Below are 19,257 nucleotides of genomic sequence, written 5' to 3'. Positions count from 1 at the left end.
ATGATGCGCTCCGTTCCACAGGATTTTGATTTGGGGCTATAGCTCAGCTGGGAGAGCGCTTGCATGGCATGCAAGAGGTCAGCGGTTCGATCCCGCTTAGCTCCACCAAATACTTATCCTGAACCACAATTGTGGGGCTATAGCTCAGCCGGGAGAGCGCTTGCATGGCATGCAAGAGGTCAGCGGTTCGATCCCGCTTAGCTCCACCAAGATTCTGGATCCCTGAAAGCGCAAGTTTTCAGGGATTTTTCTTATGGCTGAATATAATATAGTGAAAACAACCTATCTCTTAAAGCATCAAATCATCGTAATACTTTTTATTTTCAAACTGAAAGTTCCATCCGAATAATTTGAGTCTATATAAACTTTATTATAAAGCCCGTCGTCACAGTTGTTTCCTTTGGATAATGAAAAATAGTTATCACCAGACAAGACAGTCACTGAGGTTTAGTTATGATTTTCAATAACAAAATTTTCTTCAGCGAGATGAGCTATAATAAAATCTGCCTCAAGTATAGTCTTTTATATCTAGCCGTTTTTTTTCAATGGTTTTACCAATGAATCCAACCCTTCAATTTTAATTGCAAGGGTCATTTCCATTAACGCCCCCAATTTTCCTTGTGGAAATCCCTCCTTACGGACAAACCAAAGTAAGTACTCTTCAGGAAGATCGATTAACATCCGTCCTTTATATTTACCAAATGGCATGACAGTGTTGGCGATCTCCAGCAAATTTTCTTTATTCATTATATCGACCTCTTGAGTCATGTTGTCTTTTATATAAAGATAAAATGGCATCTGCCTAGATACCATTTTTCCTAAAATTCAAATTACTAAGAAAATTAAATACTCATTACCAGTCCGGTAATTGCAGCCGACAGGAAACTTACCAATGTTGAGCCAAACAGTAGTTTCAGTCCAAAACGTGCGACAATATTCCCCTGTTTTTCATTCAAGCCTTTAATAGCACCAGCTACAATTCCTATGGATGAGAAGTTGGCAAAGGAGACCAGAAATACGGATAAGATACCTTTTGAACGCTCACTCAATTGTCCTGCAATTTCCTGTAAACTCTGCATTGCAACAAATTCATTAGAAACCAGTTTAGTCGCCATGATACTACCTACTTTCAATGCTTCATCACTGGGGATGCCAATGATCCAGGCAAATGGATAGAAAACATATCCCAGACATTCCTGAAAAGAAATACCAAATGCCATATCAAAAACGGCGTTGATACCCGCAATCAAGGCAATAAAGCCGATCAGCATGGCCGCTACAATCAAAGCGACTTTAAAACCAGCCAGAATATACTCGCCCAGCATTTCAAAGAAACTTTGCCCTTCATGCAGATTGTTCATATGGATATCCCCTTCACTTTCAACAGAGTAAGGGTTGATAAGAGACAAAACGATAAAGGTACTGAACATGTTAAGTATCAAGGCCGCTACCACATATTTTGCATCCAGCATTGTCATGTAAGCACCTACAATAGACATGGATACCGTAGACATTGCTGTTGCCGCCATTGTGTACATCCGACGCTCAGACATTTTGTTCAATACATCTTTATAAGCGATAAAATTCTCTGATTGCCCCAGAATCAATGAGCTGACCGCATTGAACGATTCTAGTTTTCCCATGCCATTAACTTTGGACAACACAGTACCAATTGCACGAATGATAATTGGCAGAATTTTTATATGTTGCAGGATACCGATCAAAGCAGAGATAAAGATGATAGGACAAAGTACATTCAGGAAGAAAAATGCCAGATTTGCTTCAATCATACCACTAAAAATAAAACTAGTACCTTTCGCAGCATAAGACAACAGGTGGACAAACAAGCTGTCAAACCCTTTAACGATCCCTAATCCAGCATTAGAATTAAGAAAAAACCACGCCAGAACAAGTTCAATAGCAAGTAACTGAATAATATACCGAATACGAATATCTTTCCGGTTATTACTCGCAAAAATCGCCAAGCCACCAATGACCGCTAAAGCGAGAACAAAATGAAAAATATGAGACATAAAAGAACTCCAAACATGACGAGATACAAATTTAAAATCGCATTTTTGCAACATACGATAATAAATAGTGTTAACTATCACATCAATTTACTACAGAGCGGCAACAAAATCCTATTTAGCAAACTTGATCACACTTTAAGCCGGAACGTGGCTACTAAGTATGCGAAAATATCTTATTTAAAGGCACTATTAAGGTTAAGGTTTATTATCAAAAACCCCAATATCACGTCTTTCCTGGATATTTTCTTTTCAACCAATGAGTTTCAAGTTGCGTCGCAGCGGCAAGAGAACAAATTTGTCCAGCCGAAGGCTGGTCTCCGGTGAGAGGCTGGAGCCACTCACCGGAAACATAGAAAACTATGTGACCGGGGATAGCTATAAAAAGAGTAGCGCAGTCAACAAAGAAGGCAATTTGAAAGACGAAGGGTATTTTATTATTCACCTAAAAGACGAAGCATTTCTTCTTCATCAATCACAGTTATACCTAATTCTGTTGCTTTAATTAATTTAGATCCTGCTGCCTCACCCGCAATCACCAAATCTGTTTTCTTGGAAACACTGCCCGTGACTTTCGCGCCCAACGCAACTAATTTGTCTTTTGCCTCATCCCGAGACAAACGGCTTAATGAGCCAGTCAAAACTACGGTCTTACCCGTAAATGGGCTATTGATTTCTTCTGGTTGCGATACTTCCGCTGTTTCCCAGCAAATACCAATATTATTGACGAGATCGTCAATTACTGCCTGGTTATGCGGTTCGTTAAAGAAATTAACTACATGGCTGGCAACCACACCACCTACATCTTGTACAGCAATTAATGCTTCCGTATCCGCTGCACGCAATTTTTCCAATGTGCCAAAATGTGCAACTAAATTAGCCGCGGTAGCTTCTCCAACTTCACGAATGCCTAAAGAGTAAATGAAACGGGCAAATGTGGTTTTCTTGGATTTTTCCAGAGCATTAACCACATTCTGAGCGGATTTTGGCCCCATTCGCTCAAGGCCGGTTAATTGCCTTGCGGTTAAACGGAAGAGATCGGCGGGTGTTTTGACATATTCCTTATCAACCAATTGTTCAATAATTTTCTCTCCCATCCCATCCACATCCATCGCACGACGGGAAACAAAGTGTCTCAACGCTTCTTTACGTTGTGCCCCACAAAATAAACCACCTGTACAACGCGCTACAGCCTCGCCTTCAATACGTTCAATATCAGAACCACAAACAGGACAATACTGTGGGAAAGCTATTTCCTGGCTTTCTGTTGGTCTTTGCTCCCTTACCACACCAACAACTTGCGGAATCACATCACCTGCCCGGCGAATAATGACAGTATCTCCTATACGCAGCCCCAGACGTTCAATTTCATCCGCATTGTGTAATGTAGCGTTACTGACCGTTACACCTGCAACCTGTACTGGCTCCAGACGTGCAACTGGTGTAATCGCACCTGTACGCCCTACCTGAAATTCGACATCACGTACGACAGTTATCTGTTCTTGTGCAGGAAACTTAAATGCGGTCGCCCAACGCGGAGCTCTGGCCACAAACCCCAATGTTTTCTGTAACTCAAGGGAGTCGACTTTAATGACAACACCATCAATGTCGAAACCCAGAATCGGACGCTGTTGTTCTACCTCGTGATAAAAATCCAATACCTGTTGGGTTCCCTGACATAATTTCACTTTGTCGCTAACTGGCAGCCCCCATTGTTTGAATTGCATCAGCCGCTCGTAGTGGCTTGCTGGCAACTCTCCACCTTCAATTACACCAATGCCATAACAATAAAAAGTCAGTGGACGCTTGGCTGTAATACGTGGGTCGAGCTGGCGCAGTGATCCTGCGGCTGCATTACGAGGGTTAGCAAATACTTTATTACCTGTACGGCGCGCTTCTTCATTGAGTTTTTCAAAACCTACTTGTTTCATAAAGACTTCACCACGAATCTCAACACGAGCAGGAATGTTGTCTCCTTTCAAACGCAGAGGAATCGCGCGAATTGTACGAATGTTGGCGGTAATATTTTCTCCTGTCGTACCATCTCCACGAGTCGCAGCCTTTATTAATTCGCCATTTTCATACAACAGGCTGACAGCCAGACCATCGAGTTTAAGTTCACAACAGAATACCAATTCCCGATTATCTTTCAGACGATCACGAACACGCTTATCAAACGCCAGATAACTTTCTTCGTCGAATACATTATCCAGAGATAACATCGGGATTTCGTGACGAACTTGCTCAAATACGGTTAATGGAGCGGCCCCGACCCGTTGGGTAGGAGAATCTGCTGTAACCAACTCTGGATGCTGTTCTTCCAATGATTTTAACTCACGCATTAAGCGATCATATTCCACATCAGGGATCTCTGGCGCATCCATGACATGATACAAATACTCATGATGACGCAATGTTGTTCTTAGTTCGTTGATTGTTTGAATAATATTTTTCATGACTTCTCACCAGAGATGAAAAACCCCCGACTAGGCGGGGGCTTAATACTAAAAAGAGGATTTATTCTTGGGCACTGAGCGTATCACGAATACGTGCCTTATACGTTTCGATCATTTGCGGTGTAAGCATTTTACGCTCGGCATCTAACACCACACCACCCACATCAGAAGCAATACGCTGCGCTGCTTGCAACATCAATTTGAAATTCTGATTAGAATCGCCATATGAAGGTACGAGCATAAACATTGAGATCCCCGGAGTGCTGAAATCTACCATACGTTCTGGATCAAATGACCCCGGCTTAACCATATTAGCCAAACTGAACAGTACCGCACCACTACCCGATGGGTTTAAGTGACGATGGAAAATATTCATATCACCAAACCGGAAACCTGATTGCAAAATGCTTTGAAACAGTACTTCGCCATTTAGTTCCTGACCATGATGAGCAGCTACATGCAATACCAACACGGTTTCTTTTTTAGTTTGCTCAGTTTCAGCTTTCGTTGCATTTTCCAACTTCGGCTGCTCTTGAACAGCTTCCGTTTCCACACCTTCTGCACTATTTTTCTCAACAGATTCAAACAGGCCAAGTTGTGATTCTTTCTGACTTTCATCAATAGCTTTCACCTTTGCGACAGATGTTTCAGGTTGCTGCTTTGAAAGTAAAGGATCAATTCCATCATCAGATGTTACTTCTGATAAATCAGGTGCATCACGCTCAATAACTGGCTCTTCACGATGTTCATGACGAGATTTAACTGGCTCTTGAACACGTGATTTTGACGAATTATTAAACAGCTCATCGCCATCATTATCCTCTAACTCTTCCCGACGCTCCTGTTTATGAGGTCTCACTGGGCGATCACGAAAGAGTGACGAACGCTCTTTACGGCTGGTCCACAACCCATGTAATAGCAAAGCTATTATGGCTATCGCACCAACAACGATTAATATCAGACGCAAATCCTGCATCATTGCTATCTCTGTTGTTTAAATTAATTGCCACCACGGCGGAATATTCTTTAGATAAGAGTATTTGTCAAATAGCACAAGTGCAAGCCTCTACAGACTTTTCTTATCATAAAGAGAGATATCTCCTGTTTTTTCGAGTGTTTTTCACACACAAAACTACTGGTCAGTGGAAAATCCTGCCTATATCATACCGTCTCAATCCTCTAAGAGAGAATAAGAAAATATGACGAATTCGAAAAAATTGCCAAAACATTTAGGCGGATTTCATTATATTGTACAAGGTTGGCATTTAATAACCCGCCCTGGCATCAAAAGATTCGTTTTATTGCCTCTACTGGCTAATATCTTACTGTTTGGCAGCGCTTTCTGGTGGTTATACCAAAGGCTGGACGGCTGGATACAATGGGTGCTCAATAAAATACCAGATTGGATGCAATGGCTCAGTTATTTGTTGTGGCCACTGGCTGTTATTTCTGTGCTACTGATTTTTACCTACCTTTTCAGCACATTGGCGAATTTTATTGCTTCTCCGTTTAATGGATTACTAGCAGAAAAATTAGAATCTCAGTTGACGGGTATCTCTGCGCCAGACACAGGTATTCTTGACCTAATAAAAGATACGCCCCGTATTCTGAAACGTGAAATAGTCAAAATTCTCTACTATATTCCTCGCGCTATCGCCCTCTTATTGTTGTACTTTATTCCGGGTATCGGACAGACTGTGGCTCCGGTTATCTGGTTTATTTTCAGTGCATGGATGCTGGCTATCCAATACTGTGATTACCCGTTTGATAACCATAAAGTCAGCTTTGCCAACATGCGTAATACACTACGACAAGACAAAATTGACAATCTCCAGTTTGGGGCCGCAGTCAGTGTATTAACCATGATCCCAATCATTAATCTGTTTATTATGCCTGTTGCCGTCTGTGGTGCTACCGCTATGTGGGTTGACCGTTATCACGCACAGCATGTTATGAATAACCATTCTTCTCATCAATAATTACTAATATAAAAATGGACAGGAATAACGAAATAGAATGAAAATATAGGGGAGTAATACAATAAATTGTTAAATATTCTTTTATATAATAAGAATAGATTTAAACCTTATTTCCATTAATAAGATGTTCGCGTATGGTTAATTAATCAGAAATTAAGGGTATCTTAGGGGCAATCGGACAATGAGCAAAATTTATGAAGATAATTCGTTAACCATCGGTCACACTCCACTTGTACGCTTAAAAAATTTCGGAAATGGCCGCATTTTGGCAAAAGTAGAGTCTCGTAATCCAAGTTTCAGTGTGAAATGCCGTATTGGCGCCAACATGATTTGGGATGCAGAGAAGCGTGGCATTCTGACAAAAGGCAAAGAACTTATCGAACCAACCAGTGGTAATACAGGTATTGCACTTGCCTATGTCGCAGCAGCTCGCGGCTATAAACTGACATTAACGATGCCGGAAACCATGAGCTTAGAACGTCGTAAGCTGCTAAGAGCATTGGGCGCTAGCTTAGTGCTAACCGAAGGTGCTAAAGGCATGAAAGGGGCTATCGATAAAGCGAATGAGATCCATGACAATGCGCCGGAGCGTTATGTTCTGCTGCAACAGTTCAGTAACCCAGCAAACCCTGAAATTCACGAAAAAACCACCGGGCCAGAAATTTGGGAAGATACCGACGGTAATGTCGATGTTTTCGTCGCTGGCGTAGGCACAGGAGGCACGATTACTGGAGTTGCCCGCTATCTGAAAAATACGCAGGGCAAACAGGTCACTATTGTTGCCGTAGAGCCGGAAGATTCGCCTGTGATCAGCCAAAAACTTGCTGGCGAAGAACTTAAACCAGGCCCACACAAAATTCAGGGGATCGGTGCTGGTTTTATCCCTGATAACCTGGATTTAACATTAGTTGACCGTGTGTTTAAAATCAGCAATGAAGAAGCGATTAAAGTTGCTCGCGAAATCACTGAAAAAGAAGGAATTCTTTCCGGTATATCTTCAGGTGCTGCCGTTGCTGCTGCTATCAAATTATCTCAGGAAAATGAATACAAAGATAAGAATATTGTTGTTATCCTACCTTCTTCTGCTGAACGTTACCTGAGCACAGCACTGTTTGCTGATTTGATCACTGACTAATTTATCACCTCATTATTTTTCAATTTTATTGACAAAAAAGCACCTCTAGGGTGCTTTTTTGTGCATCAGATCAAAGTTTAAAACTTTCCTAGATGATTTATTCAAGTAGCTTTAGTATTTAACCAGTCATTATTTTGATGCACGAAATTAATCGCAGACAACCACAAAGAATTCTGTTCGGTTCAACTCATATTCGGTTGGCGTGTGTTAACATTCAATCAACAATTGAATGGCATCAAGTTTGTTAATTTTTTGATAATGATTTAATACACTTTAACCCAATAAATTTCGAGTTGTATCAAGGTCGTAATTGAATGCGACCAACAACAAAGAAACGACTTGAAAGAAAAAGGTACATATCATTATCGGTTTAACGGTTGTACAAGTCAGAAATAATCCAGCTAAACTCGCTTTAGCATTCTCTTGGCTTATCAACAAAAATTTAAGTTATTGAGGAAATACTATGTTCCAGCAAGAAGTTACTATTACTGCACCAAATGGCCTTCACACCCGCCCTGCTGCACAGTTCGTCAAAGAAGCAAAAGGTTTTTCTTCTGATATCACTCTTACTTCCGGCGGCAAATCAGCCAGTGCGAAAAGTCTGTTTAAGTTGCAAACGCTGGGACTGACTCAAGGAACTGTTGTAACAATTTCTGCTGAAGGTGAAGATGAGCAACAAGCTGTTGAACATTTAGTTAAGCTGATGGGTGAATTGGAATAATCATCCGCTTGTAAAGCCAGTCTATTTCATATCATCCAGTTCTATCCCCAGAAAAATAAAATCTGGGGATATTTAGAGCCTGCCCTCTGAAGGCACAATGAAGAAATATAATCACCCGCAGTTAAGGTCATATAATATGATTTCAGGCATCTTAGTATCACCAGGTATTGCTTTCGGTAAGGCATTATTACTGAAAGAAGATCCCATTATTATCAATCACAAGAAAATCATTCCTGAACAAGTCGAACAAGAGATCTCACGCTTTAAACAAGGGCGCGACAAAGCCTCTGCTCAATTAGAAATCATTAGAAATACAGCAGAAAAAAATTTGGGGTCAGAAAAAGCTGAAATCTTCGAAGGCCACATCATGTTGCTGGAAGATGAGGAACTAGAACAAGAAATCATTACTCTGATAAAGAAAAATCTGACTACAGCAGATGCCGCTGTTTATTCAGTGATCGAAGATCAGGCCAAGGCATTGGAAGAGCTGGATGATGAATATTTGAAAGAGCGTGCTGCCGATGTTCGTGATATCGGTAAACGCTTGCTGAAAAATATTCTGGATATGCCGATTATTGACTTAGGCTCTATCACAGAAGAAGTTATTCTGGTTGCCAATGATTTAACACCTTCAGAAACCGCACAACTTAATCTGGATAAAGTGTTAGGTTTCATTACTGACTTAGGTGGCCGCACATCTCATACTTCAATCATGGCACGTTCGTTGGAATTACCCGCAATTGTAGGAACAACTAACGCCACTGCCCAAATAAAAAATGGCAATTATCTTATCTTAGATGCTGTCAATAATCACATCTACGTAGATCCATCTGACACCGAAATTGAACAACTAAAAAAAACCAAAAGTGAATATCTGTCAGAAAAAGCAGAGCTGGCAAAACTGAAAGATCTGCCTGCTATCACGCTGGATGGTCATCAAGTCGAAGTTTGCGCCAATATCGGTACAGTTCGCGATGTTAAGGGGGCAGAACGCAACGGTGCAGAAGGTGTAGGTTTATACCGCACCGAATTCTTGTTTATGGATCGAGATTCTCTGCCGACGGAAGAAGAGCAGTTTGAAGCCTATAAAGCAGTCGCTGAAGCCGTTGGTAATCAGTCGGTTATTATCCGTACTATGGATATCGGTGGTGATAAAGATCTGCCTTACATGAACCTGCCGAAAGAAGAGAACCCATTCCTTGGCTGGCGTGCAATCCGAATTTGCCTTGATCGTAAAGAAATCTTACATTCTCAATTACGTGCTATCCTGCGAGCTTCCGCATTTGGTAAACTCCGCATCATGTTCCCTATGATTATTTCCGTTGAAGAAATCCGGGAGCTGAAAGCAGAACTGATATTGCTCAAGGATCAGCTACGCAATGAAAATAAGGCGTTTGATGAATCGATTGAAGTCGGCATCATGGTAGAAACGCCTGCTGCTGCAACCATTGCTAAACATCTTGCAAAAGAAGTTGACTTTTTTAGTATTGGGACAAACGATCTAACTCAGTATACTCTAGCGGTAGACCGTGGTAATGAACTGATCTCTCATCTTTATAACCCAATGTCACCAGCAGTGTTGAGCCTTATCAAACAGGTTATTGACGCCTCACACGCAGAAGGTAAATGGACGGGCATGTGTGGTGAGCTGGCTGGAGATGAACGTGCTACACTATTGCTCTTAGGCATGGGATTGGATGAATTCAGTATGAGTGCAATATCAATTCCACGTATTAAGAAAATCATCCGTAATGCAAATTACGATGATGCAAAAGCACTGGCAGAGCAAGCGTTGGCTCAGCCAACTGCACAGGAATTGATGGAGTTGGTTGACACTTTTATCAGAGAAAAAACACTCTGCTAAGTACGTTAACCAAAATAGCCCGTTAGCCAGAACACGGTCCCATTAAAACAATTAGGAGAAGATTTATGGGTCTGCTTGATAAACTGAAATCTTTGGTTTCAGATGATAAAAAAACAGCGGCAGTATTGAAATTATCGCCCCGTTATCAGGTGAAATAGTTAATATTGAAGATGTTCCAGATGTTGTTTTTGCTGAAAAAATTGTAGGTGATGGTATCGCCATTAAACCTACAGGCAATAAGATTGTCTCTCCTGTTGATGGCACCATTGGTAAAATCTTCGAAACTAATCACGCATTTTCTATCGAATCCGATAGTGGGATAGAACTGTTCGTTCATTTCGGTATTGATACCGTTGAACTGAAAGGCGAAGGCTTTAAACGTATTGCCGAAGAAGGTCAACGTGTGCAAAAAGGCGATCTGGTTTTAGAATTTGATTTGGCATTTCTAGAGGAAAGAGCTAAGTCAACCTTAACTCCTGTTGTTATTTCTAACATGGATGAAATCAAAGAGTTATCTAAAGTGAATGGCTCTGTGACTGTCGGTGAATCTGTCATCATGCGCATCAAAAAGTAATAATGCCATAGATGAGTTATAGGTGAATCGCCTCTGTTTTATCGGGTTAAGCAATAAACGATATCTGATAAAACAGGGCGATTTCCGTTTGACTTAACAATCTCCAGCCACTCATCCGCTGTTCTGCCTCAATCTCAGCAAAAGTATTCGTTTTAACGATCGGGGTGCTTAATGCCTGCTCTAATTCGTCCAGCAAAAAAATCCACGAATGCACACTGAGCTGAATCGCAAGACTGACTTTACACTGTAATCATTTCAGCCTGTCTTCAAGAAATTCGTCCGTTACCAATACGTTACTGCTGTTTTGCGGCTTCCGGCTAACTCTCCCAATGCCTCTTCTGGTTTAGTCGCTTTTCCAGTACTGTGGTATCTGTTGCACAATCTGCTAGTTGTTCAGTACAGGCCGCTTCCAATACTGCACCTAATGCTGTCAAAGTCAGCAATTCCTTAATCTCTAGTTTAACGTCCCTTTTCGCTAATAATGCGACAAGGCGAATTGCTTTGATCGAATCTCCTCCCTGTGCAAGAAATGAAGCCGTCAGATCCACAGACTGAGGCCAAATTGGCCTGAGAAATTCCTCATCCAGCCATAAAGGCAGAACATAATTTTCGGCCTGTTGCTGCGTTTCTTTATCGGCTACCTGTTTATCGGTTACGGCACACTGCGCAACATCAATAAATGACCTACGGTAAGTTTCAGCAGCGGAGGTAAGCAGCGCTATATCAACCTTACCGTTACTGTTTATTGGCCAGGGTTGCACAGTGCAATACAAATTCGGCAGCCAGGATTCAGTTATTTTTTCTTTTAATTTATTTTGGAATTGGTGACTTTCACGCGGAATTGGTTGGTTACTGCACAAGGCAATAGTTTCACAACCCGCTATGCCTTCGGCTTCATTAATGACTAATTTCAATACCTTCAATTGCCGATTATGATCCTTTGATTGACCAAGCTGTACCAGCACATCTTCCACGGCTTTTTCAATTTCCACCGGATGGATCCGATGACCACGCACTTTAAATTCATCATCAATACGTCCGAGACAATGGAATATACCCTGTTCATCCTGCACCCCTAAATCCCCTGTACGATACCAACGGCATTGTTTATCCGCACTGAACACAAATTTTGCTTCTGTCTGGACACTATCGTTCAGATAGCCATCTGCCAGTACAGGCCCACTAATCCAGATTTCTCCATGAAAACCACGGGGCATAATTTGGCCCCAGCGATCCCTGATCGATATTTCTGCTTTACCCAATGCTGTACCAATCGGCGTAATAAGAGCAGACGCGTTTTTTCCTCCCCCAACACTTTTAGTGCCATTGTTTATCGAATAAATACCGTTTACTGAATAAATACAGCAACCAACTGTAGCCTCCGTTGGTCCGTATTCATTAATAACCTCACTGCCTGACGGTAAACAATCCAAAGCTTTGTTCACCAGTGAAACCGGCAGGTTTTCACCGCCTACAACAAAAGTCAGCGGGTGTTGTCTGGTGGCTCCAATGCCATGCTCAATCAGCAAAGACAGATGGGATGGTGTGCATTTAACACCTGTCAGGGATTCATCAGCGAGTAGAGTACGTAACAACTCAGGATTATCACGAATGTCTTGTTCATGAGGTTGGATAAATCCTCCTGACAAAATGGGCACTAAGATAGCGGTTTGCGTCAGGTCAAACCCAAAGGAAGTAAACAGAGGCATGTTAAATGGAATTTCAGCAGCATATGCTGCTTTCGCTGCCAGCGCATAGTTAGCCAATGCAACAGAAGAAATAGCAACGCCTTTCGGTTCTCCTGTCGAGCCGGAGGTGTATAGAATATAAGCTGGGTTACAAGATGTATGCTGAATTTCAGAATACGATATTGAGGAATACGATGTTGAAGAATACAACATCGAGACAATCTGCTCCTGGACAATTCCTTTCTGAGTCTTGTCTTCCTTATGCAAAGAAATCCGCAACAAAGGTAAATTCAGTGTCTCAGCTAAGTTTTGCTCAGCTTCGGTGTAAATACACAAGGAAGCCCCGGAATGACGGATGATGGTGAATAATCTTTCTGTTGGGGTTGTCGTGGGGCAAACAGGTACAACCGTTACGTTTTTAATCAGACATGCCAGATAAGCCAGTACTGTTTCAGGGGTACGCCTGCCCAGTATAAGTACAGGTTTATTCTCAGTATATATATCATGCAATCGCATACTGAAACGGTGCATCCACTGTAAACCCTCATGGTAAGTAAGCGCACTATTTTCCCCATTTAGCCTAAATAAAACGTTGTCTGTATGACATTCAAATGCTTTAAGTAAATGAACACCTATTGGCTCCGCCGGACATTTGTCAGAGGTATAATGCTCTTTCGGGTGATGATCGGTATGTTCTTGTGCCATAACTTCAACCGCAATATCTACTGCATAATGAAGCACAGTTTGCAGAAAGGCATGACATTGTTCAGGTGACCATATTCTGCGGAAATCAGCTTCAATCGCCAAATAACCATCTGCAAAGCGGTCATGGAGATGGATGGAAGCAAACAGAGATTCGACGGCTTGACGGTGTTCAATTATTGTTTCTGTATAATTGCTGGTTTTCTGAAATTTACCTGTTTGGTAGGAAACACCAAAAGCAGGAATAATCCGTTTCCAGTCCGGTGAAGCTAATTCTCCCCAACGGGTCGCAGGCGCATAACGTGAATGTATAAGTGCTTTTTGCAAATGTTTTTGCAGGATTTGGTAACAGTCTGCGGCTGTCTGCCCATCCTGACGAAACACAGGCACCAGGATAGGAGCCACTCCCATTGAGATAGTTTGTTTCTCTTCCCTACTCCAACGATTACCAATAGGCGCCTGTAATAACACACAGTTGCTGTCTTCAATCACCATTTGCGTATAAGCAACCGCAGTGAAAAACAATCTGAAAATAGAACCACCACTGTTTTCAAATCGGAGTAATATTTCATTTTGCGATTGGGCCACAGTTGCTTCTATACGCATGGAGCGTGGCTCTAACCCACGATAATCACCTATCGGATAATGGCGGGATATCTTTCGAACATCTATTGGCGAAGTTTCTCCAAAAAGTCCTTGCCAATACGCGGCATCTCTTTCAAAGCGCCGGGAATGCTCATAATTTTGTTCTTCCTCAGCATTGGTAGAGAATAAAAAGGATTCAGTTTGTCCGATGACTGAATGCGGGTTTTCTTGTTCCAATTCGTTGATCAGGCGACGCTGTAACATAGCCACACCTATCCCATCCAGCGCAGCGTGATGGGCTTTCAAAAACCAACCTGATTGATCAGACTGAAAACGTACAGCAAAGATCTTTACTGGTGTAAGTGATAAATCCTCTTCCATCAATAATTGGCGCTCTACCCAAGATTCAAACGCTTCTTTAGGATTGGAACATTTGCTGAAATCGGCTTTCTCTACTTCTGCCTGGGGACGATCATGCCGAATACCAAACCATGTCATTTCTGCTGTTTCGGTTGCTGTTTGCTGTCCATGCAATGCGTTATTAATAAATCCGATGCGAAAAACATCTTGCGTATTGCGGACGTGTTCAGCGGCACGCACAATCCGATCCAGTGAAATGTCTCCCCGTAAACGAGTAAGCCCGCCAAAATAAAATTGATAGCCGGAGAGGTTATACATCTCCATTTTGAAAATGGCCTGTTGTGACCGGGCCAATCTAAAAATTGATCGATGATTCATGATGTGACCCCTCGTTTTGATTAAAAACAGAGTTCGCATATTTTGGGCGAGCACTTTCCACTCAAGTTTTCCTGAACTGGAGCGGAACAACTGCTTAGCCTACCAGTAATGGGCTGGAAACCCGTTGTTTCACCACACTAACAGGTATGGCTTCAAATAAATCCCATTCGCCAGTACAAGGAGTAACTTTTGTTATCACTTTTCTGTCTAAGAAATTACAGACAGTTTCAATACTGGAAAAAATTGGCATTATCGAGATCATCAATTTTAACTTTAATTTTGAAGTTTTATCCAAAAAGGAAATTAATTAGATGATAGCCAGAGAATTAACCAAACCTGTTTCGAAAATATTAACGTTATCTCCCAGATCTTGCTTACCCGAAAATTTACAGAGATATTCAGATACTCACTTTTTACGTTCAGATACATTCATCACGACAACTTTCCTTTGTAAACTTTATTTCATTAGTCTTTGGTTCGTAATATTTATCTGGATGATTTACGTAATAGATTAATTTTCAGGTTTAATATAAAACTTATAGCTACCGCATGGGAATGAAATCGCCCAAAATAATAAAAATTCAGAATATACACCTAATAAATCTGACAGTTAAAAGCAGGTTAATAACAATGAATCTCTTTTTCCATAATATAAAATATTAATTAAATCATTCTTAATAAGAAGGTAATAATTAAACAATAAAAAATCTATTTAAACGTGTTTTTGGACAACACAAAAATTAATAAAAGCAATTAATATCATTATCCTTACTATCGGTTAAGAGTACAAATAATCAGCATTATCGTCTTAATAAAAACTTACTTACACTCTTACTCTTCTGATAAGAGGTTTATTGATAGAGTGTGGAAGATGTTCAACTGACTTAAAGCTGTAGTATGACCAATCAAAACTACAGCTTGAGTATAAAAAAAGATATATGAAGAGGAAGATAAAGGATGAAAAGAGCGCTAACTAAATACCCCGGTAGACAAATACCTGTCTCCACGATCACAAATAATCGCAACAATAACTGCACCTGGATTTTCAGCCGCAATACGCAGTGCTCCAGAAACAGCGCCTCCAGAGCTAACACCACAAAAAATTCCTTCTTTCTGGGCCAGTAATCGCATCATTGCTTCTGCTTCTTGTTGCGTAATATCTAAGATTTTATCCACCAAATATTTCTGATAAATACCCGGCATATATGCAGGCGACCAACGGCGGATACCGGGAATATGACTGTTTTCTGCTGGCTGTAGCCCCGTCGTCTGTACCTTATTTGATTGAGATTTCAGATAACGGCTCACACCTGTAATAGTGCCAGTTGTTCCCATACTGGAGACAAAATGGGTAATGCGCCCCTGTGTCTGCTGCCAAATTTCCGGCCCTGTTGTCTTAAAATGCGCCAGAGAGTTATCAGGATTATTAAACTGGTCAAGAACTTTCCCTTCACCATTCAGCTCCATTTGTTGCGCCAAATCCCGTGCACCTTCCATTCCCAACTCTTGGCTGACCAGAATCAGTTCAGCGCCGTAAGCTTGCATAGATGCCTGACGTTCAAGACTCATATTTTCAGGCATCAATAACTTAAGCCGATAACCCTTTACCGCAGCAATCATCGCCAACGCAATGCCTGTGTTGCCACTCGTGGCTTCAATAAGCACATCTCCCGGTGAGATTTCTCCCCGTAATTCCGCTTGCTGGATCATTGAGAGTGCTGCTCTGTCTTTTACAGAGCCAGCAGGATTGTTGCCTTCCAGTTTTACCCAAATCTCCGCATCTACTCCTTCAGTCATTCGTTGTAATTTAACTAACGGGGTATTGCCGATAAATTTTTCTAAGCTTGCCACAGTACTACCTGAATCATAGGAGAATAAACAACAGAATAATCGTATTCAGAAAACTGTCGCAAGCTCTTAAGCAAAAAAAACCCTGTATCCTTCAAGACAACAGGGGAAACCCAGGGTTATGCAAGTAATGAAAAAATTAGGCAGATTCAGCGAGTTTCAGTACCTTTAATGGTGAATTACCTTCATACAAACGAGCATTTTTTCCACCAATAAAATATTGACTTCCTCTCGCTGGAATCAAAGAATTATCCGGCCAGACAACCGACAAACTCTCTTCCCCCCACCCTATAGGCTGGACAGACAACAGGGAAAAATGCCCTCGTGGACTCACTTCCATAATCTTAACCGGCAAAGGGCAAGATGACGTTTGTTGTGTACTAAGATTCATTTCCCACGGACGAAAGAAAACATCAACACTCCCTTGATGTAATGGCATCACCTCCAATGGGAAAATTTTTCCTCCAACCCATAACTGTGAGCCTTTGATCTCACCGTGTAACTGATTCACTTCGCCCATAAATTCCAGTACAAAACGGCTTTCCGGCTCTTTCCATACTTGCTGAGGAGTGCCAACCTGCTCTATAGCACCTTGATTCATCACCACGACCCGATCCGCCACTTCCATTGCTTCTTCCTGATCATGAGTGACAAATACGCTGGTAAATTTTAATTCTTCATGTAGCTCACGTAACCAACGACGCAATTCCATCCGAACCTGAGCATCCAAAGCACCGAAGGGCTCATCTAATAAGAGAATTTGCGGTTCAACAGCCAATGCCCTTGCTAAAGCCACTCGCTGTTTTTGACCACCAGAAAGTTGTGATGGATAACGATCTGCAAGATGAGATAACTGAACCATATCGAGTAAAGACATTACCTTACTACGAAGTGTCTCGCCGCTGGGACGCTGACGACGGGGAAGAACCGTCAGACCAAAAGCAACATTATCAAATACGCTCATATGACGAAACAGGGCATAATGCTGAAAAACAAAACCCACCCGCCGATCTTTTGCATGTACCTGGCTGACATCCTGACCATGAAACTTCAACTGCCCTGCGCTTTGCTGCTCAAGCCCTGCAATGATCCTCAACAATGTCGTCTTGCCAGAGCCTGACGGGCCAAGCAGAGCAACCATTTCACCGGATTCAATATCCAAAGAAATATTATTCAGTATTTGAACCCGACCAAAATATTTACTGATTTTGCTGATTTCAATACTCATATTCTGCCATTGACCTCCACTTATGACTCCCATTTACTGACGGCTTAAACGCCACTGCAAAGCACTTTTGACAATCAGCGTAATAATCGCCATCACTGCCAATAAAGCCGCCGCCACAAATGCGCCAACCGTGTTGTAATCCTGATACAGCAGTTCAACCTGCAAAGGCAATGTGTAGGTTTCTCCTCTGATCGCACCTGATACCACAGACACAGCCCCAAATTCACCAATTGCTCGCGCATTAGTCAAAACAATGCCATACAACAATGCCCAGCGAATATTCGGCAATGTCACACGCCAGAACATCTTCCAGCCAGAAGCGCCCAATAATATTGCGGCTTCATCTTCCTGATTACCCTGACTCAACATCACCGGCACCAATTCACGGACAACAAACGGGCACGTCACAAATACCGTCACCAATACCATACCCGGCCATGAAAACATTAACTGGATGTCATAAGCCCCAAGCCACTCACCCATCCAGCCATTAGAACCATAAAACAGTAGATAAAGTAATCCCGCTACAACGGGGGAAACTGCAAACGGAATATCGATTAATGTCAGTAATAATTGCCTGCCGGGAAATTGGAACCGGGTTACCAGCCACGCTGTTACCACACCAAAAACCAGATTGATGGGTACAGTGATCAATGCAATCAACACGGTTAACCAGATGGCATGGAGCATATCGGGATCAATAAGATTCAGAGAGAGGACATCGAACCCTTGTGAAAAAGCAGTCAGAAAAATCCACGCTATCGGAATTACCAATAACAAGACAGAAACAATTATTCCCGTACTAATCAATACCCATTTCCCCCAATTTATTGAGGAGCGCGGCATCAATGTATATCCGAAAAATTCAACCATTAATGCCCTCCAATCCGTTTACCAAAGCGGCTTTGCAATAAATTGACACTAAATAGCAACAGTAATGATACCGCTAGGATCACTGAAGCAATCGCACTGGCTGCCGGATAATCAAATTCTTGCAATCGTACAAAGATCATCAGAGAAACCACCTCAGTTTGCCACGCGATGTTGCCTGCAATAAAAATGACCGCTCCAAATTCCCCCAGACTTCGCGTGAAAGAAAGTACCGTGCCCGCTATCAATGCAGGTGAGAGTTCCGGCAAAATCACTTGCCTAAACGTCTGCCAGCGACTTGCCCCTAATGTCTGAGCTGCTTCCTCATATTCCGGGCCTAATTCTTCAAGTACTGGTTGAACAGTACGGACAACGAAAGGCAGACTGGTGAACGCCATTGCAACCGCAATACCCAACCAGGTATTCGCGACCTTAATATCAAAATTACCAAGCCAGGAGCCATACCATCCGGTTGCAGAAAATAGTGTTGCCAGCGTTAACCCCGCAACCGCTGTCGGTAAAGCAAAGGGTAAATCTATCAATCCATCAAGCAGATTGCGTCCGGGAAAACGATAGCGGGTCAGTATCCAGGCCATTAACATGCCAAAAACCATATTGAACAAACTGGCAATTGCAGCAGCCAACAAAGTGACCTGATAGGCTGCAACAACCTGGGGATTTGCAATCACCTGCCAATATTCTGCCCAACTCATGCTGGAAAGTTGTATAGCCAGAGCGCTCAATGGCAATAACAGAATCAGACAGGTATAAAAGAGACTACAGCCCAAACTCAACCCAAATCCGGGTAACACACGTTTACTGGATGAAACAAACATGGA

Annotated in this window: 15 protein-coding genes, 2 tRNA genes and 1 pseudogene; 7 read left to right on the top strand and 11 right to left on the bottom strand. The window is 42.0% G+C overall.

The features are described from left to right. The first annotated feature begins 32 nt into the window (after nt 1-32). Nucleotides 33-108 (top strand) — tRNA-Ala (locus AAC852_RS11325). 25 nt (nt 109-133) lie between these two features. Further along, nucleotides 134-209 (top strand) — tRNA-Ala (locus tag AAC852_RS11320). 319 nt (nt 210-528) lie between these two features. On the opposite strand, the gene AAC852_RS11315 is transcribed toward AAC852_RS11320, so the two are convergent. The 4 genes from AAC852_RS11315 to zipA form a co-directional block, all read right to left on the bottom strand. Beyond that, entirely contained in the window at nt 529-747 is a 219-nt protein-coding gene (locus AAC852_RS11315; protein ID WP_340621123.1) for a DUF3820 family protein, read from the bottom strand. Between the two features lie 95 nt (nt 748-842). Next, nucleotides 843-2,033: a NupC/NupG family nucleoside CNT transporter gene (locus AAC852_RS11310; protein ID WP_340621122.1), complete on the bottom strand. Its 1,191-nt coding sequence runs from the start codon at nt 2,031-2,033 to the stop codon at nt 843-845. A gap of 434 nt (nt 2,034-2,467) precedes the next feature. After that, a complete protein-coding gene (gene ligA, locus AAC852_RS11305) occupies nt 2,468-4,486 on the bottom strand; it encodes an NAD-dependent DNA ligase LigA (RefSeq protein ID WP_340621121.1) in 2,019 nt (672 codons plus the stop codon). Nucleotides 4,487-4,547: 61 nt separating this feature from the next. Next, on the bottom strand, nt 4,548-5,462 hold the full coding sequence (gene zipA / locus AAC852_RS11300) for a cell division protein ZipA (RefSeq protein WP_422824290.1): 915 nt from the start codon (nt 5,460-5,462) through the stop codon (nt 4,548-4,550). 223 nt (nt 5,463-5,685) lie between these two features. On the opposite strand from zipA, the gene cysZ reads away from it, so the two are divergent. The 5 genes and pseudogenes from cysZ (at nt 5,686) to crr (ending at nt 10,759) form a co-directional block, all read left to right on the top strand. Continuing rightward, nucleotides 5,686-6,465 carry a sulfate transporter CysZ gene (gene cysZ, locus AAC852_RS11295; RefSeq protein WP_340621119.1) on the top strand — a complete coding sequence of 260 codons (780 nt, stop codon included), beginning with the start codon at nt 5,686-5,688 and terminating at the stop codon, nt 6,463-6,465. A 181-nt stretch (nt 6,466-6,646) separates the two neighbouring features. After that, nucleotides 6,647-7,600 (top strand): cysteine synthase A, encoded by a 954-nt coding sequence (cysK, locus tag AAC852_RS11290; RefSeq protein ID WP_340621118.1) that lies wholly within the window; start codon nt 6,647-6,649, stop codon nt 7,598-7,600. Nucleotides 7,601-8,063: 463 nt separating this feature from the next. Beyond that, a complete protein-coding gene (ptsH, locus tag AAC852_RS11285) occupies nt 8,064-8,321 on the top strand; it encodes a phosphocarrier protein Hpr (protein ID WP_038262654.1) in 258 nt (85 codons plus the stop codon). Nucleotides 8,322-8,457: 136 nt separating this feature from the next. Beyond that, nucleotides 8,458-10,185: a phosphoenolpyruvate-protein phosphotransferase PtsI gene (gene ptsI, locus AAC852_RS11280; protein WP_340621117.1), complete on the top strand. Its 1,728-nt coding sequence runs from the start codon at nt 8,458-8,460 to the stop codon at nt 10,183-10,185. Between the two features lie 65 nt (nt 10,186-10,250). Further along, nucleotides 10,251-10,759 (top strand): annotated as a pseudogene (gene crr, locus AAC852_RS11275) (PTS glucose transporter subunit IIA). A gap of 46 nt (nt 10,760-10,805) precedes the next feature. On the opposite strand, the gene AAC852_RS11270 reads toward crr, so the two are convergent. The 7 genes from AAC852_RS11270 to cysT form a co-directional block, all read right to left on the bottom strand. Beyond that, nucleotides 10,806-10,955 (bottom strand): hypothetical protein, encoded by a 150-nt coding sequence (locus AAC852_RS11270; RefSeq protein WP_340621116.1) that lies wholly within the window; start codon nt 10,953-10,955, stop codon nt 10,806-10,808. Between the two features lie 121 nt (nt 10,956-11,076). Further along, entirely contained in the window at nt 11,077-14,472 is a 3,396-nt protein-coding gene (locus AAC852_RS11265) for an AMP-binding protein (RefSeq protein ID WP_340621115.1), read from the bottom strand. Between the two features lie 94 nt (nt 14,473-14,566). Further along, on the bottom strand, nt 14,567-14,722 hold the full coding sequence (locus AAC852_RS11260; protein ID WP_340621114.1) for a hypothetical protein: 156 nt from the start codon (nt 14,720-14,722) through the stop codon (nt 14,567-14,569). Nucleotides 14,723-15,441: 719 nt separating this feature from the next. After that, entirely contained in the window at nt 15,442-16,323 is an 882-nt protein-coding gene (gene cysM / locus AAC852_RS11255) for a cysteine synthase CysM (RefSeq protein WP_340621113.1), read from the bottom strand. Nucleotides 16,324-16,459: 136 nt separating this feature from the next. Further along, complete coding sequence (gene cysA, locus AAC852_RS11250) at nt 16,460-17,548, bottom strand: sulfate/thiosulfate ABC transporter ATP-binding protein CysA (RefSeq protein ID WP_340621112.1); 1,089 nt, start codon at nt 17,546-17,548, stop codon at nt 16,460-16,462. Between the two features lie 33 nt (nt 17,549-17,581). Further along, nucleotides 17,582-18,421 carry a sulfate/thiosulfate ABC transporter permease CysW gene (cysW, locus tag AAC852_RS11245; protein WP_340621111.1) on the bottom strand — a complete coding sequence of 280 codons (840 nt, stop codon included), beginning with the start codon at nt 18,419-18,421 and terminating at the stop codon, nt 17,582-17,584. Further along, nucleotides 18,421-19,254 (bottom strand): sulfate/thiosulfate ABC transporter permease CysT, encoded by an 834-nt coding sequence (cysT, locus tag AAC852_RS11240; protein WP_340621110.1) that lies wholly within the window; start codon nt 19,252-19,254, stop codon nt 18,421-18,423. Before cysT ends, cysW begins: the two co-directional genes overlap by 1 nt. Nucleotides 19,255-19,257: the final 3 nt, after the last annotated feature.

The sequence above is a fragment of the Xenorhabdus siamensis genome (assembly GCF_037996745.1).
Taxonomy (GTDB): domain Bacteria; phylum Pseudomonadota; class Gammaproteobacteria; order Enterobacterales; family Enterobacteriaceae; genus Xenorhabdus; species Xenorhabdus indica.
This window is presented reverse-complemented; position numbering and strand designations above follow the sequence as displayed.

Excerpts from the sequence above, each read along its gene's own strand:
- AAC852_RS11315 (WP_340621123.1), bottom strand. The coding sequence starts at position 747 with ATGAATAAAGAAAATTTGCTGGAGATCGCCAACACTGTCATGCCATTT.
- AAC852_RS11310 (WP_340621122.1), bottom strand. The coding sequence starts at position 2,033 with ATGTCTCATATTTTTCATTTTGTTCTCGCTTTAGCGGTCATTGGTGGC.
- ligA (WP_340621121.1), bottom strand. The coding sequence starts at position 4,486 with ATGAAAAATATTATTCAAACAATCAACGAACTAAGAACAACATTGCGT.
- zipA (WP_422824290.1), bottom strand. The coding sequence starts at position 5,462 with ATGCAGGATTTGCGTCTGATATTAATCGTTGTTGGTGCGATAGCCATA.
- cysZ (WP_340621119.1), top strand. The coding sequence starts at position 5,686 with ATGACGAATTCGAAAAAATTGCCAAAACATTTAGGCGGATTTCATTAT.
- cysK (WP_340621118.1), top strand. The coding sequence starts at position 6,647 with ATGAGCAAAATTTATGAAGATAATTCGTTAACCATCGGTCACACTCCA.
- ptsH (WP_038262654.1), top strand. The coding sequence starts at position 8,064 with ATGTTCCAGCAAGAAGTTACTATTACTGCACCAAATGGCCTTCACACC.
- ptsI (WP_340621117.1), top strand. The coding sequence starts at position 8,458 with ATGATTTCAGGCATCTTAGTATCACCAGGTATTGCTTTCGGTAAGGCA.
- AAC852_RS11265 (WP_340621115.1), bottom strand. The coding sequence starts at position 14,472 with ATGAATCATCGATCAATTTTTAGATTGGCCCGGTCACAACAGGCCATT.
- AAC852_RS11260 (WP_340621114.1), bottom strand. The coding sequence starts at position 14,722 with ATGCCAATTTTTTCCAGTATTGAAACTGTCTGTAATTTCTTAGACAGA.
- cysA (WP_340621112.1), bottom strand. The coding sequence starts at position 17,548 with ATGAGTATTGAAATCAGCAAAATCAGTAAATATTTTGGTCGGGTTCAA.
- cysW (WP_340621111.1), bottom strand. The coding sequence starts at position 18,421 with ATGGTTGAATTTTTCGGATATACATTGATGCCGCGCTCCTCAATAAAT.
- cysT (WP_340621110.1), bottom strand. The coding sequence starts at position 19,254 with ATGTTTGTTTCATCCAGTAAACGTGTGTTACCCGGATTTGGGTTGAGT.